The organism is Solibacillus daqui (assembly GCF_028747805.1).
Lineage (GTDB): Bacteria > Bacillota > Bacilli > Bacillales_A > Planococcaceae > Solibacillus > Solibacillus daqui.
This window is the reverse complement of the sequence record NZ_CP114887.1, coordinates 64,014-80,279: the sequence shown is the minus strand read 5'-3', so window position 1 is coordinate 80,279 and position 16,266 is coordinate 64,014. Positions and strand designations below refer to the sequence as shown.

The following is a 16,266-nucleotide window of genomic DNA, read 5'->3' as shown; positions in this document are numbered from 1 at the left end:
TGTTCGTATCCTTCTTTTACTTTTAACTTCCCTTTTTTGCTCCTGCAATGACTTCCATCATTTTTTCTACGACATCAAACGGTAAGTGATTGCCACATTTATGATAATCTACGGTAATAACAAGCTGAGTGCCTTCCATACCAAAGCCGATCGCGCGCCCAAAGTTCATTGACTGCTCCACAATTTTCGCACCATCTGCGTATTGTGTGCCTTCTTCTGAAAGTGTAATCGATACGACCTGCTGTTTTTCTTTAATTGAAACAACGCCAGCCTGTGCCGCCCACACTTTCATACGTGCCACACGCATTAAGCGCTCCGTTTCAACAGGTACATCGCCAAAGCGGTCCTGCATTTCGTCAATAATTTCATAATAATCTTCTAAATGCTCCATCGCTTTGATACGCTTATACATTTGGATTTTTTGATAGCCATCTGGGATATAGGCATCTGGAATATAGGCATCAACATGCAGAATTACTTCAATTTCTTGCTTCTCTTCTTTTTTCACACCTGTACGACGCTCCTCAACAGCCTCTTCTAACATTTGTGAATATAAATCAAAGCCGACTGAATCGATAAAGCCATGCTGCTGTGCACCAAGTAAATTGCCCGCACCACGAATCGATAAATCACGCATAGCAATTTTGAAGCCTGAACCAAGCTCAGTAAATTCTTTCACTGCTTGCAGACGTTGCTCTGCGACTTCTGTTAGCACTTTATCACGCTCATACATAAAGTACGCATAGGCAATACGATTTGAACGACCAACACGTCCACGCAATTGATACAACTGCGATAAACCCATACGATCCGCATCATGAACGATTAACGTATTTACATTCGGAATGTCGACACCAGTTTCAATAATTGTCGTTGTCACAAGGACATCATATTCTCCATCAATAAATGATAAAATAACCGATTCTAGTTTTGCCTCTGTCATTTGACCATGTGCAAATGCTACACGGGCATCTGGTACTAGCATTTGAATCTCTTCGACGCGGCGGGTAATATCTTCGACGCGGTTATACAAGTAAAACACTTGCCCACCACGAGCCATTTCACGTTCAATTGCTTCACGCACTAACGCACCGTTATGCTCCATCACATACGTTTGTACAGGGAAACGATTTTGTGGTGGTGTCTCGATTACTGATAAATCACGCACCCCTACCATCGACATATGCAACGTTCGTGGAATCGGTGTTGCTGTTAACGTTAATACATCAACATTTGTGCGTAGCTGCTTAATTTTTTCTTTATGTGTTACACCAAATCGCTGTTCTTCATCAACAATAAGTAAGCCCAAATCTTGATACTCTACATCTTTTGATAAAATACGATGCGTACCAATGACGATATCCACGGTACCCTCACGTAGACCTTTTAACGTTTCGGTTTGCTGCTTTTTCGAACGGAAACGACTCAATAGACCAACATTCATGGCATAGTCTTCAAAACGCTTCGCAATCGTTTCATAATGCTGTTGTGCTAAAATCGTTGTCGGCACTAAAAATGCTACTTGCTTGCCATCTAAAATTGCTTTAAAGGCCGCGCGAATGGCTACTTCTGTTTTGCCATAGCCTACATCGCCACACACAAGGCGATCCATCGGGCGTTCGCGTTCCATATCCTTCTTCACTTCAACAATTGTTCGTAATTGGTCTTCAGTTTCTTCATATGGAAAAGCTGCTTCAAAGCTACGCTGTTCATCAGAGTCAGGTGCAAACGCAAAACCTTTCTCTGCTTCACGCTTGGCATAGAGCTTGATTAAGTCATCGGCAATATCCTGCACTGCTTTTGATACTTTTGTTCTCGTCTTTTTCCACTCTGTACCACCTAGCTTATGTAGCTTCGGCTCTTTTTCACCTGATGGTACATAACGTTGAATCAGCTCGATTTGATCGACTGGCACATATAACTTATCATCTTCACGGTAGCGTACATGTAAGTAGTCTTGATGTGTATTATTCACAACCAATGTTTCAATACCAATGTATTTTCCGATCCCGTGATGCACGTGTACAACATAATCACCGGGTTTGATTTCTGTATAGGATTTAATACGCTCGGCATTGGTCATTTGCTGCGGTCTTGATTTTTTCTTCGCCTGCTGTTTGAATAATTCATCGTCTGTTACAACAGCTAAACGTTGTTGTGGCAATTCAAATCCGGCTGACAATGCAGCATTGACGATATAAACACCCGGTGCGTTGGCGTAACCAATTGTTGCTTGAATATGATAGTCATCCATCAAATTTTGAATGGCATTCATGCGCTCAGCAGAATCAGCTGTAAATAGCACGCTGAACTTTTCTTGCGTCCAACGAGCAATTTCATTTTGTAATAACGCAATTTGTCCATGGAATTGCTGCATTGGCTTACACGAAAAACTGATTGTTTTTTTCAATGTCACCCCAGCAAATGTCCGTGTAAATAATGCAAAATAAAGCTTTGTTTGCTTTAACATCGAGAGCACTTCTTTTAATGAATACGATGGTTTTACATCATGTAGTGTTTTGCCATCTTCAATCATTGAAATAAACCATTCATGCTCCTCGCGTTCCCACGCTTCCATCACTTCTTGAATACGCCCAAGCTCATCAAATAACACAATGCCATCCTGTGTAAAGTAATCCCCTAAAAAATGAGGCTTCTCAAATAACAACGATCCATATTTTGCAATATAATCTGGCAATTGCCCTTGGCGCAGTAGCTCAATATCTTGCCCAATATTTTCGAGTAATAGCTCTTGTGTTTCCTTTTTACGTACCTTTTTTAAACTTGCTGCAAGGGATACCTCTAAACGCTCTGCTAGTATTACACGCTGCTCGTTTGTAATAAGTAATTCCGTCGCTGGTAAAATCGTCAACTCTTGTAATTTCCCAATCGAACGTTGGTCATCTGCTGAAAACGTACGAATTGAATCTACCTCTGTATCAAATAACTCTAAACGAACCGGATTTTCCATATACGGAGGATACACATCTAAAATACCTCCGCGCAATGCAAACTCACCTGGTGATGTGACCATTTCGCTACGTGTATAACCTGTTTCCACTAACATATGTAGCCAATCTTCCACGACGATATCCTGTCCTACAGCAGTTTGTAATTCATGACCAGCCCAATCTGTCGGTGCATTGAGCACTTTTCGCATTCCGGCCACAGGGATAATATAAATGCCACGCTCCTTATTCACTAAGCGCCCTAATGTGGCAATACGCTGTGCACGCAATTCAGGCGATGAAACTGTCACATTCGCCGCAATAAATTCTTCCGCTGGATAGTAATGAACAACTTCTTCACCAACGAGTGCACTTAAGTCATCCACGAGCTTTTGTGCCTGCAATAAATTCGATGACAAAATATAAATCGATTTATTCGTTTCTTCAAACATGGAATGAATTAATGCTGGTCTCGCACTACCTGTTAACCCTGTTATGAGACTATCATTCGCAGCACCAGATTTTACTTGTTGTAAAAAATTATGAATCTGCTTATCTTGCAAAAATATTTGGTGAATTGTACTCACATTCAAGCTCCTTTCTATTTAAATCACGAATTTAAAAACGGAAAAAGCCTTGGCGCGAACAATCGCGACCAAAGCAACTCCCTTACTGTAACCATTTTTTTAGTGCATAATAATCTGGGAACTGGCGCAATGACTGCTCACAATGCTCACAGATACTGTGTACAATTGTTTCACCTTGCGCATTTTTTTCAACGAATTCGTCCATTTCACCGATTTCAAATAAATGCAGCTTATGAATCGTTTTTTCCGCATCAAATGGTAAACTTCCCATCTCTACTTTACAATGTCGACAGCGATAACGAATCGGCATGTAGTATGCCCCCTTTATACGTCGTATATGGTAAAGTATAGCCGTATTGGCACTAAATTATGCGCCGTTAAATTGATTCATTACTTCTAAAAATGGTTTCTTTAATGCCGTTTCTACCGCATCACAACTTTTATCAATCGCTTCTGTCACAACTGGCTGATCGTCTTTTGAAAACTTCGATAGTACATAATCAGCCACTTTCATGCCTGCTGGCGGACGATTTACCCCTACACGGATACGATTGAATTCTTGCGTACCAAGGTGCTGAATCAGTGATTTAATGCCATTATGGCCACCCGCACTCCCTTTTGCACGTAAGCGTAATTTCCCTGTTTCTAAATCTAAATCATCATAAATTACGATAATATCTTCTATATCAATATCAAAATAATCCATTAGCGGGCGCACACTTTCACCCGATAAATTCATATATGTTAATGGCTTTAATAAAATGACTTTGCCTTCAGGACGATGCACGCTTGCATACATACCATTAAACTTACTTTGATTTAATGGTGCATTCCAACGATTTGCTAATTCATCAATGACATCAAACCCAATATTATGGCGTGTATGCTCATATGGTTTTCCTGGATTTCCTAAACCAATAATTAATTTCACTACATATCGCATCCTTTTTCTCTAATCGACTTTATTCTACCATACATCGTTAGAAAACACATTTCGCGCCAAGTAGCTCAAAAGGATGTCTTTTCTTCTGTAGGTTTCATTGGAAAATTGATTCGTTGCTATTTACCAATGAAAAGTGATGTGCATTGCTTTAAACTTGTTCGCGCTTTTTACGTACATAATATAGAACAAAGAAACCGACTGCCGCTAAAAATCGCATTGCCGTTGATAAATACATCGCTATATCCATTGAATAGGTTTCAAGTAGCCAAATGCCGATTTGTGGAGAGATAAAGGCAATAATCGCTAGCAACACATTATAGGATGTAATACAATACGTACGCACTTCTTGTGGTGAGTTTTCTAATAATAAGTTAAACAAAATTAGAACGGTCCCCGATACAAAGAAACCTGACAACATCGACATCGCCGTTAAGTAATACAGATCTGTTGATAAAACCATTAATAATGGCGCTGTCGACATGCCAAATGCTACCCAAACAAATACCGCCATATTGCCATATTTTTGCGACCAATTCTTCCATAGATTAAATGAAAATATTTGTGCAAGCATATTGGCCACGTTAAACATACTAATCCAAAAAATTGTTGCCTCTGCATACCGAACATTATAAATATTAAAAAGCCCCCAAGCCATTTGCCATCCGAAATTAAAAACGAGTGCCACAACTAAAAAGAGCACATACTGTTTATTTTTAAAAATCGACCAATCCATTGCACGCTTCTTTTGTTGCTGCAATTCACGTACAGGCTCATCATGCTTCATGAGGAAATACAATTCCACTAGCCCAACGAAAAAAGTAAACATAAATAAAATTTGATACGCTAATTTATTAGTTGTCATATCTTTCATGACTACACCAATTATTAGAGTTACAATTAGCCCAACAATCGTTAATAAACGATTGCGATCACTAAAAAACTGCGCTCGGCGATTTTCTTCAATCAGATTGCCAATAAACGATTGCCATCCCATATTAGCCATCGTATTGGGAACACTCATCGCGGCAATTAGTCCCAATAACAGCCACGAACCAAAGCTGCCCGGTACATAACTTACAAAAGCGATTAATAAAAAGATAAATCGTGCCGCGACAACCGAGAAGGCAACTAATTTTTTTTGCTCAATAGCGCGATTCAATAAAATTGCTGCCGGCAACGTCATAATTAGTGTCACAAGCGGCGGTAAAGAGCTAATTAATCCGACTTGGTAATTCGTTGCTCCAAGAATCGTCATTGCAAAAATCGGCACATAGCTATTGGAAGTATTTTGTGCCACAGCCGACGCCATGCCATGATAAATACTCATTTTTTCATTATATGTTTTCATTTCGACCCCTAATTTTCATAATATTTACTCTTATCAATCTCATTATACTGATTTTCTTTCGTAAGTCGAAGTTTTTTTAGAAAAATAAAAAAGCAGCTTAGGAAATGCATTCCTAAGCTGCTCTAGGCTATAAATTAATCAAATAAAGTACTTACTGATTTGTTTTCGTAAACACGAGAGATTGCATCTGCCATTAATTTTGCAACTGATAATTGCTTAATTTTTGGAGAAAGCTTATCTTCGCTTAATTGAATTGTATTTGTTACAACTAATTCTTTAATAGAAGAATTTTCAATACGTTCGATTGCTGGACCAGATAATACTGGGTGTGAGCAACAAGCGTAAACTTCCTTTGCACCGCTCTTAATTAATGCTTCTGCACCAATTGTAATTGTACCTGCCGTATCGATAATATCATCGATTAAGATACATACTTTACCATCTACATTACCAACAATGTTCATTACTTCCGCTACGTTAGGTTTTGGACGGCGTTTATCAATAATTGCAATCGGTGCTTTTAAACGTTCTGCCATTTTACGAGCACGCGTTACACCACCATGGTCTGGAGAAACAATTACTAATTCGTCTTCATTGAACCCTTTTGAACCGAAATGTTCTGCAAGTAAAGGTACTGCTACTAAGTGATCGATTAAAATATCGAAGAAACCTTGAATTTGAGGTGCGTGTAAATCTAAAACGATTACACGTGTAGCACCAGCAGTTTCAAGTAAGTTTGCAACTAATTTAGCAGTGATTGGTTCACGTGCTTTTGCTTTACGGTCTTGGCGAGCATAGCCATAGTAAGGCATTACAACGTTTACTGTACGAGCAGATGCACGTTTAACAGCATCAACCATAATTAAAAGTTCCATTAAATGCTCGTTAACAGGTGCAGAAGTAGATTGAACGATAAATACATCCATTCCACGAATACTTTCTTCAATGCTAATTTGAACTTCCCCATCACTGAAGTGTTTTACAGATGATTTCCCTAGTTCTACACCCATTTCATCAGCAATCTCTTTAGCAAGTGGATTGTTAGAATTTAATGAGAAGATTTTTAATTTTGAGTCAGCGTATTGATACGGCATGATGGCCTCCTGTATTTTGAATAGTTTTATTTTGATTTATTTTTGCTTAAATAGCCTAGCTTATTTTCTTGACGAGCACGTGCGATTGCTAGTGCCTCTTCAGGTACTTCTTTTGTAATTGTCGATCCAGCTGCAATAAATGACCCTTTTTTCAGCGTCACTGGCGCAACTAAGTTGGAATTACAACCAACAAATACATCGTCTTCTATTGTTGTTTTAAACTTATTTTTACCGTCATAGTTTACAGTTATTGAACCGCAGCCAATATTTACGTTGCTGCCAATTTCTGCATCTCCAATATAACTTAAGTGCGAAACTTTTGTATCATCACCTAGCGTGCTCTTCTTCACTTCAACAAAGTTACCAATTTTTACGTGGTCGCCTAATGTTGATTCTGGACGTAAGTGCGCGAACGGACCTACAGCTGTTTCGTTACCCACTTGGCTGTTTAACACAACCGAACTATGAATCGTTGTGCTGTTACCGATTTTGCTGTTCACGATATGACTGTTTGGACCAATTTTACAATCTTCTCCAATTACTGTTTTGCCTTCGATGATTACACCCGGTAAAAGAACCGAATCACTTCCGATAACAGCATCTGCACTAATATGTGTTGAGGCTGGGTTAATGATTGTTACACCATTACGCATATGACGCTCATTAATACGTGCACGCATTAGTTCTTCGGCTTGTGATAAAGCAAATCGATCATTTACACCAAGCGTTTCATCGAAGTTCTCCGTAACATAGGCTGCTACTACTTCTCCTTGCTTTTGTAAAATTTCGATGACATCTGGTAAGTAGTATTCACCTTGTGCGTTGTCATTTTTTACTTGCTTTAATGCTTCGAATAATGCTTTGTTATCAAAGCAATACGTACCCGTGTTAATTTCTTTTACTAGTTGTTGTTCTGCTGAAGCATCCTTTTGCTCAACAATTTGTGCCACTTGACCATCTGCATCACGAATAATGCGTCCGTAGCCAGTTGGATTTTCTGCAACCGCTGTTAAAATCGTTGCTTTCGCATTGTTAGCCTCATGATGTGCAAATAATGCTTGCATCGTTTCCGGGCGAATTAGCGGTGTATCACCACATACAACAAGTGTAGTGCCTTCTAAGCTGCCTAAAATCGGTTCAGCCTGTTGAACGGCATGTGCTGTACCTAGTTGCTCTGCTTGTAAAACATACTCACTCTTGTCTCCCAGTGTTTCTTTTACAAGCTCTGCACCGTGACCTACAACCGTAACGACACGTTCAACATTTAGAGAGCCAATATGATCAATCACATGTTCTACCATTGTTTTCCCACAAACTGGATGTAACACTTTATATAATTTGGACTTCATGCGCGTACCTTGACCAGCAGCCAAAATAACTGCAAAAATATTTGACATCTTATAAGTCCTCCATTTTAGCTCATTTTCTCTTATGACTATATAGTAAATTCACTATCTTTTCAAGGTATTCAGACTTGACAAAAGTTTGAATTTAAAATAATTATATAGGTTTAACTACTTTTATGAGCTACTTCAAAAATGCCGCTTTTGATACCCGAACCTTTCTATTACTACTTTATCGACATTATTCCCTTTTTTTCTGTTATAGAACATGAAATCCTTATTAAAGATTAATAAAAAAAAGAGCCCCCTCATTTTGTTGAGTGACCCCTAATTGTTTTATTACACATTTGCTTCTTCTAACGCTACTACGTCTTCCGTATTTTCATCAGTCGATGCATGAAATGCCTCTAAAACGATTTCTTGAATTTTATTGCGCGTATTCGAATTGATTGGATGCGCGATATCACGGAACTCTCCATCCGGCGTTCGCTTGCTCGGCATTGCTACAAATAAACCCGTATTGCCATCAATTACTCGAATATCATGAATTACAAATTCATCGTCTAATGTAATCGATGCAATGGCACGCATACGTCCGTCTGTTTGAACACGGCGTAATCTTACGTCTGTTACTTCCATAAAGAATTACCTCCCTATACTTAGATGCGCATAATAATGATGTATGATTCAAGAAATGCTGTCTTTTCCTCATCCTCAAATCACCCAATTTCTTAAATTTGCATCATTTATCAATAGAATACAATAAAATGTAATTTTTTTCTATCTACAATTTTTATAATTATTAAAATAAACTAAAAATTCGGTCGGTTAGATGACGAATTAGTCATAATTTAGAGGTTTTTTGAAAGAGGACTGCCTATGAAATTTAAGTTTACTATGCTATTGGTGAGCTAATGGGGATTTTTCATAAAAAAACCACCCTCCTCTACAGGAAAGTGGTGCAAATACATTATTTTACTAACGCAATGACTTCGATTTCTACTTTTACGTCTTTTGGTAAGCGTGCGACTTCTACTGCTGAGCGCGCTGGCTTATGGTCACCAAAGTGTAAAGCATAGACTTCGTTCATTGCAACAAAGTCGTTCATATCCTTCATAAACACTGTCGTTTTGACAACTTGGTCTAATGAGGAACCTGCTGCTGCAAGAACAGCTTTTAAGTTTTCAAATACTTGATTTGTTTGTGCTTCGATATCGCCATCCACTAATTCGCCTGCAGAATTTAGTGGGATTTGACCTGAAGAATAGAACATATTGTTGACGATAATCCCTTGTGCGTATGGACCGATTGCTGCTGGTGCATTTGTTGTTGAAACAGTTTTCATTTTAACTTCTCTCCTTTTGGAAAAAATTACCTTCACTTAATGCAATAGTACGATCTTTCTCGTTTACTTCATGTAATTTTACTAAAGAATAATAATCATCTACTAATGTTTCATCGGCATGCTCGGCTTCTACTAATACCGCAATGCCTGCTAATTCACAATCAAATTCTTCAAGTAAATTTTTCATGCCGTTCATTGTACCGCCGACTTTCATAAAATCGTCAGTAATTAGAACACGTTGACCACTCTTCATACTACGTTTAGATAACACCATCGTTTGAATACGACGAGAAGATCCAGAAACATAATTAATACTTACTGTTGAGCCTTCCGTTACTTTGCTGTCACGTCTTACAACAACAACTGGTACGTTTAAATGTCTTGCAATCGCATGGGCAATTGAAATCCCTTTCGTTGCAACTGTCATTATAACGTCAATTTTCTGATCAGCAAACACGCTCGCAAATACCTTCCCTACACGATTCATTAAATCTGGATTTCCTAAAAGATCCGTCATAAATAAATAGCCACCAGGTAATAAGCGATCTGATTGCCCTAACTCTGTCATAAATTCCCCAATAACTTCACGCACTTCTTGCTCAGCCATTTTAGGGATATATTTAACACCGCCCGCTGCCCCAGGTACGGTAATTAAAAGCCCGATTCCTTTTTCTTCAAATGTTTCCTTCACAATTGTTAAATCTTCACTAATTGAAGACTTTGCAGAACTGTAAAGCTCAGAAAAATAAGTTAGCGGGATCAACTGATGTGGATGCTCAAGCAGATAATATGTCATATCTACAAGGCGTTCACTACGCTTCCATTTCATGCGACCCTCTCCTAAACATGTTTTATATTTACGAATATTTAATAGTCAAATTACCATAATTATACGTATTTATGCAAGTGGATTTCGCTCCCCTAACATTCGAACTACGTATACTTCTTCACAAAAACCACGCAAGCCATTATAAATACGACTAACACGTGCTTCATTTTCTACTAAGCCAAACACCGTTGGACCACTGCCGCTCATCAGTACAGCATCCGCGCCAAAGCGGTGCATTTGCTCTTTAATCATGACAACTTCAGGATGCAACTTAAAAGTTACCGTTTCCAAAACATTGCCTAATGACTTACACATTAAATCATAATCATTATTTTCAATGGCTGTAATCATCTGTTTTGTATTGGGATGTTCAAGGCCATCAATTTTTAAACCGCCGTAGACATCGGCCGTTGAAACACCAATTTTTGGCTTCGCTAATACAACCCAGCTTGTTGGTGGTGCCGGAAGTTCCTTGATTTTTTCACCACGACCTGTCGCTAATGCTGTCCCGCCATAAACACAGAACGAAACATCCGAACCAATTTTTGCCCCATGCTCTGCTAATTCATCGAGTGTTAAATTTAGTTCCCATAGCTCATTTAATCCACGCAAGGTGGCCGCCGCGTCACTACTTCCACCAGCTAAACCTGCAGCAATCGGAATTTGCTTTTCAATTGTAATCGTTACGCCTTCCGTGATGCCGTATGTATTTTTTAACAACTCTGCCGCTTGATATGCAAAGTTGCGCTGATCGTCGGGTACAAAATTATCTGTTGAAACAATTTTAATTAGTCCATCCGCTCGCGATTCCAGTCCAATGCGGTCTGCTAAATCAACCGTTGTCATAATCATTTCGACTTCATGGTAATGATCTGGGCGCTTATATAGTACATCGAGTGTTAAATTTATTTTAGCAGGTGCTTTTACATATAACATTGAAAATTTCCTCCTACTTGTAAGGCACGCATTTGTTACGCGATCAATTTTATTAGTTTTTATTTTAACATACGAAACGCACGAACATTGAGCGAAAGGTAATTTATTATGACTAAAAATTAATTTTGTGTTTCAAAAAACAAAATCAGCACCCCGTAGATTTTGTTTACGGAGGTGCTGATTCGCGTCAACTTATTTTTGGTTATTTTGTGCAGATTGATTGGCTAAGTTTTGTTGAGCCATTTCAACCGCACGCTTGACCATGTTTCCTGCATCACGGGCTTTAATACCGCCCCAACCCTCACGTTCTACTACGTCATAAAATCCAAGTTCCTTTGCAATCTCTTCCTTTAGACGACTCGACATGATTTTTTGTTTTGCCATGCAAAAAACCTCCTTTTTTCGTTGACGCATTTAGTATGTGCGAAAAATAAAAAAACACTCACAAAAAGGAGCGCTTTTTCAAAATATAAAAATAAGTACTAGAAAAACTATTTGATGGCTGCTACTGCATCATCTAAAAAAGTAATCTCTACTGCTTCGGTAAGTATATCTGTATAGCTGTAAGATACGCGCTTACACGCATTATCCTTTTCTTGCAGTTCAATAACGAAAACGGCATGGTAAGTATCACTTAAAATACCTTCGCATTCAACTGTTTTCTTGCGACCACCATTTGCTTTTAATTGCAAACGTTTACCCAAATGACCATCTAACGACTTTTTAATGTCTGCTAACGTTTTTGGCATTTTCGCATACACCTCACTGTAAAATAGTGTATCACAAACCAATAAAATCGTCAACAAAATATATTATTTTATCACCACGATACATAGCCGTCAACATTTTTTATTTAATTTTTTTAACTTTTTTTAGTTCGTTTTTCACATTATTGTCGAACACAAAATTGTGGGTGTAAGCAGTCTGCCAATTTGCCGAATTCCTGAATAGACAGTGTTTCACCACGACGAGTTGGATCAATGCCTGCCTCTTCTAGTGCTTTGATAATGAATTCTTTGTTTTGCTTACCATTTACAAGACCTGTTTGTAAATTGTTTAAAATCGTTTTACGACGTTGTGCAAAAGAAGCACGTGATACTTCAAATAAGAAGTCTTCATCAATGACTTGTACTGGTGGTGTATCGTGTTTAATTAAGCGAATTACCGCTGAGTCAACATTTGGTTGTGGCATAAACACGGTTTTTGGTACTACCATCGCCACTTCTGCTGTGCAATAATATTGAATCGCAATCGAAAGGGAACCATACGCTTTCGTTCCCGGCTGCGCGGTAATACGATCCGCTACTTCCTTTTGCATCATTACAACAAAACCACGAATTGGCAGGCGGTCATTTAATAATTTCATTAAAATCGGTGTTGTCACATAGTAAGGCAAGTTTGCAACAACCATAATATCATCGATACCTGGCATTTCCTCTTCTATAACCTTTACAACATCCGCTTTTAATATATCTGAATGCACAATTGTTACGTTTTCATACGGGCTTAATGTGTCTTCTAATACTGGTAAAAGGCGTTGGTCAATTTCAAATGACACAACCTTCTTTGCTTCACGTGCTAAATGCTCTGTTAATGCACCAATACCAGGGCCAACTTCAATTGCCCCACTGATTTCTGTTAAATGTGCATGACTTACGATATTGCGTAAAATATTTGGGTCAATTAGGAAGTTTTGGCCTAAACTCTTTTTAAATGAAAATCCGTACTTTTCTAAAATCTCTTTCGTACGAATCGGTGTGGCGATGTCTTTATACATGCGTGTCCTCCTGATCTAATGCTTGAATCGCTTGTGCAAACTGCAAGGTTGTAATTTGAAACATCATTAATCTTTTGTGCAGCTGCTTGCCATTTGTCATACCTATATTTAAAATTTCACCTAATCGGTCGCGTCGCATTTTTGATTGCGGATGACCGATTAATTTAGCTGTCATTAAATCTTCTAATGTAATTTGTTCTTCTATCTTTGAATCGGCTAATGTATATACATTGATTAATGCTTCACGAATATCCGCGTCGCACGCATGTTCAATCCCTAAACCTTTCCCGTTTTTTGCGATTGTTTTAGCTTTGGCTAAAAATGCATGCTTTACTCCAGGTACGCGCTCTTCAATAATAGCCCGGATACGACGACCGGGATAATCTGGATCGGTAAATACAATTACACCACGCTTTTTTTGTGCATGAGCAATCCGACGAAGTGTTTCATCAGATATCGCTGAACCATTCGTTTCGATTGTATCTGCACCAGTTGCGCGCTTAACTGCCGTTGTATCGTCTTTTCCTTCAACAACGATAATCTCTTGTATATCCAAGAAATGCTCCTCTTTTCTAACATAGTCTTTCGTTATTTTACCATAGATTACGCTTGGTTACTTGTGTACGTGATTGTGCACGAAAAAAGCTTTCTCGCTATCAGTCAACAAAGCGAGAAAGCTATATACATTTTGGAAGTGGTTGTTAGCTAACTTAATAACAACCTAAAACTAATTTAAAACTTTAATACGTACTTTTTTACGGCCCCAGCTATTTGCTTGGGCTTTTGTTTGTACTAATATATCAATTTTTTTCCCTTTAATTGCACCGCCTGTGTCTCCTGCAACAGCATAGCCGTAGCCCTCAACCCATACTTTTGACCCTAATGGAATAACACTTGGGTCAACTGCGACTAATTTTAAATCGGAATTTTCGCGTAAGTTAACACCAGCTGCTGAAATACCTGAGCAACCTGTACAATATGGTGTATACGCTGTAGCCTCTACATAAAATTCCTTACCTGTTGCCGGCTCTGCTGAACGAGATACGCTTGCTGTAACAACTTTCGTACCAACTGCGACCACTTTAGTCGTCGGTTTCTCTACGACATTTTCTGCACCAATTTCTTTCGACACAACTTTACCGTTTTCTTTTACGATGTTGTACGTACGTTCAACCTTACCTTTTTTACCCTCTGTAACAACTTTTTCATTGCCCTTCAATAAAGAAGAATCATTTTTCTTTTCAACTGCGAAATCTACTGATTCTTCCACTACATCGGTAACCTTTTCTACGCGAACAACTGCGATTTTATCATTTGGAGTGATAACATCCTCCAAATTTTTGTCGACACGATCAGATTCAGCTAATTGAATCTCTTGTTGTTTTAAAAAGTTAGCGACCGTAGTCGAAGTGGACCATACTTGTCTCTTTTCTAAGCCATCGACAAGCGTTAACTGAAACGCCTTTTGAATATCGATTTTGTTATCTGCTCCTACTTCTGTATCTAAGCTTTGTGATACTAAATCATGCTTTGTTACTTCTATATTTGCTTCTTCCAAAATGTTCTTCACTACATTTTCAGTTGTCCAAACTTTTGACTGATTTCCATCAACTGAAATTACTATTTCTTTTGCCTGTTCCCAATGAATCGACATTCCACTGTCAATCTCGGTACTCAGTGAGGGGGTGACTTTATCATACTGTGATATATCTAAATCTTGAGTTTCTATAAACTCTTCAACCGTAGTTGCGTGTGTATAAACTTTTGTTGTCTCACCGTTTGCTTCTAGCATAACGGGATTTTTCGTTCCGTGATAGAGAACGAATGCAATTACTGTAACAAACAGGACGAGCGATAAAATCCTTACACCTGTTTGCTTACTCCTCAATGATCCTAAGAACTGGCTTTTCATGGTTTGCTTTGACATGAAAATAACGCCTCCTTAATACAAAGTTGGATTATACGGACTTGATTTCAAACTGTCAACAGAAATGATTTTCTTTAAAAATGCATTTTTTGCTCAAAATCTTGTTACAACTAGTATTGGAAGCGTATAAATTTTTTAAACATGTCCAGCTAAAATAACGCTCAAAAAATATACTTTGCAATAAAATTATTTGGAAAATTTCTTTAAATAAAATGATAAATTATAGTGATTTTTAACGAAGCTTACTGTTCAATTTTAAAAAAGCGCTTTGCATTTTCTGTCGTTTTTTGCGCCACTTCTTCTACCGCAATTTCTTTTAATCGAGCAATTTCCTCAGCCACTAATGTGACATAGGCTGGCTCATTACGCTTCCCTCTATATGGATGTGGCGCTAAATATGGTGCATCCGTCTCAATTAATAAATGTTCTAACGGAATTTCTGTAGCTACCTCTTTTGGCTGACGTGCATTTTTAAACGTGACTGGTCCTCCAAGGCTAATCATGAAATTCATCTTTATGCATTCACGTGCTGTTTCGACGCTTCCACCGAAACAATGCATAATTCCACCAACCGAAGCCGCACTTTCTTCTTTTAGAATACGTACTACATCCGCTGTTGCGTCACGGTTGTGGATAATAATGGGTAAATTTAATTTTTGTGCTAAGTGAATTTGTTTGCGGAACCAATACTGTTGCACATCTTTGGGTGACTTGTCCCAATAATAATCTAGTCCAGTTTCACCAATACCAACTACTTTGGGATGCTTTGCCAATTCTTCAATCCAAACTAAATACTCATCTGTACAATCAATTGCATCAACCGGATGCCAACCAATAACAGCATAAATAAAATCATAGGTATCTATTAGCTGTATCGCACGTTCAATCGTTTTTTTATCAAAGCCAATAACAATCATTTTTTCTAAATTAGCTGCAAGTGCTCTATCAATAACTTCCTGTAAATCTTCATCATACTGATCTGCATTTAAGTGAACGTGTGTATCAATATATGTGCTCATATTTAATTCTCCTATCGTGTATTGTACTCATTACTAATATTTCTTAGTTTTCAGAATTATTACGTGTGTATTACAAATTTCTATTGTTCTGTCACTTGAATAGATGGAAAATATGATTTTAGTTCTATTCGCATACTGAATACCCTTTTATAACCATGTATATATTATTG

General features: G+C 38.2%; 16 protein-coding genes. All 16 read right to left on the bottom strand.

Translation table 11 applies throughout. The annotated features are described in order from the left end of the window. Positions 1-22: 22 nt before the first annotated feature. Entirely contained in the window at positions 23-3,535 is a 3,513-nt protein-coding gene (mfd, locus tag O7776_RS00370; RefSeq protein ID WP_274308724.1) for a transcription-repair coupling factor, read from the bottom strand. An 82-nt stretch (positions 3,536-3,617) separates the two neighbouring features. After that, complete coding sequence (locus O7776_RS00365) at positions 3,618-3,845, bottom strand: anti-sigma-F factor Fin (RefSeq protein ID WP_241371032.1); 228 nt, start codon at positions 3,843-3,845, stop codon at positions 3,618-3,620. Between the two features lie 57 nt (positions 3,846-3,902). Beyond that, entirely contained in the window at positions 3,903-4,466 is a 564-nt protein-coding gene (pth, locus tag O7776_RS00360; protein WP_241371033.1) for an aminoacyl-tRNA hydrolase, read from the bottom strand. Positions 4,467-4,626: 160 nt separating this feature from the next. Further along, positions 4,627-5,826 (bottom strand): MFS transporter, encoded by a 1,200-nt coding sequence (locus tag O7776_RS00355; protein WP_274308723.1) that lies wholly within the window; start codon positions 5,824-5,826, stop codon positions 4,627-4,629. 134 nt (positions 5,827-5,960) lie between these two features. Beyond that, complete coding sequence (locus O7776_RS00350; RefSeq protein WP_274308722.1) at positions 5,961-6,920, bottom strand: ribose-phosphate diphosphokinase; 960 nt, start codon at positions 6,918-6,920, stop codon at positions 5,961-5,963. A gap of 26 nt (positions 6,921-6,946) precedes the next feature. Next, a complete protein-coding gene (gene glmU / locus O7776_RS00345) occupies positions 6,947-8,317 on the bottom strand; it encodes a bifunctional UDP-N-acetylglucosamine diphosphorylase/glucosamine-1-phosphate N-acetyltransferase GlmU (protein WP_274308721.1) in 1,371 nt (456 codons plus the stop codon). A gap of 285 nt (positions 8,318-8,602) precedes the next feature. Next, on the bottom strand, positions 8,603-8,902 hold the full coding sequence (spoVG, locus tag O7776_RS00340; RefSeq protein WP_274308720.1) for a septation regulator SpoVG: 300 nt from the start codon (positions 8,900-8,902) through the stop codon (positions 8,603-8,605). Positions 8,903-9,233: 331 nt separating this feature from the next. Continuing rightward, on the bottom strand, positions 9,234-9,608 hold the full coding sequence (locus tag O7776_RS00335; RefSeq protein WP_241371038.1) for a RidA family protein: 375 nt from the start codon (positions 9,606-9,608) through the stop codon (positions 9,234-9,236). Position 9,609: 1 nt separating this feature from the next. Then, positions 9,610-10,437, bottom strand: coding sequence for a pur operon repressor (gene purR, locus O7776_RS00330; RefSeq protein WP_274308719.1), 828 nt, complete (start codon positions 10,435-10,437; stop codon positions 9,610-9,612). Between the two features lie 69 nt (positions 10,438-10,506). Then, positions 10,507-11,373 (bottom strand): 4-(cytidine 5'-diphospho)-2-C-methyl-D-erythritol kinase, encoded by an 867-nt coding sequence (gene ispE / locus O7776_RS00325; protein ID WP_274308718.1) that lies wholly within the window; start codon positions 11,371-11,373, stop codon positions 10,507-10,509. A 192-nt stretch (positions 11,374-11,565) separates the two neighbouring features. Next, entirely contained in the window at positions 11,566-11,757 is a 192-nt protein-coding gene (locus tag O7776_RS00320) for a small, acid-soluble spore protein, alpha/beta type (protein WP_241371041.1), read from the bottom strand. A 107-nt stretch (positions 11,758-11,864) separates the two neighbouring features. Beyond that, on the bottom strand, positions 11,865-12,122 hold the full coding sequence (veg, locus tag O7776_RS00315) for a biofilm formation stimulator Veg (RefSeq protein ID WP_241371042.1): 258 nt from the start codon (positions 12,120-12,122) through the stop codon (positions 11,865-11,867). A 140-nt stretch (positions 12,123-12,262) separates the two neighbouring features. After that, positions 12,263-13,150: a 16S rRNA (adenine(1518)-N(6)/adenine(1519)-N(6))-dimethyltransferase RsmA gene (rsmA, locus tag O7776_RS00310; protein ID WP_274308716.1), complete on the bottom strand. Its 888-nt coding sequence runs from the start codon at positions 13,148-13,150 to the stop codon at positions 12,263-12,265. Next, on the bottom strand, positions 13,143-13,706 hold the full coding sequence (gene rnmV / locus O7776_RS00305; protein WP_274308715.1) for a ribonuclease M5: 564 nt from the start codon (positions 13,704-13,706) through the stop codon (positions 13,143-13,145). The genes rsmA and rnmV overlap by 8 nt, the downstream gene beginning before the upstream one ends. A gap of 171 nt (positions 13,707-13,877) precedes the next feature. Beyond that, the gene (locus O7776_RS00300; protein WP_274308714.1) at positions 13,878-15,077 is read right to left on the bottom strand and encodes a G5 and 3D domain-containing protein; all 1,200 of its coding nucleotides are present in this window, start codon (positions 15,075-15,077) and stop codon (positions 13,878-13,880) included. A gap of 242 nt (positions 15,078-15,319) precedes the next feature. Beyond that, a complete protein-coding gene (locus tag O7776_RS00295; protein WP_274308713.1) occupies positions 15,320-16,096 on the bottom strand; it encodes a TatD family hydrolase in 777 nt (258 codons plus the stop codon). Positions 16,097-16,266 lie beyond the last annotated feature (170 nt).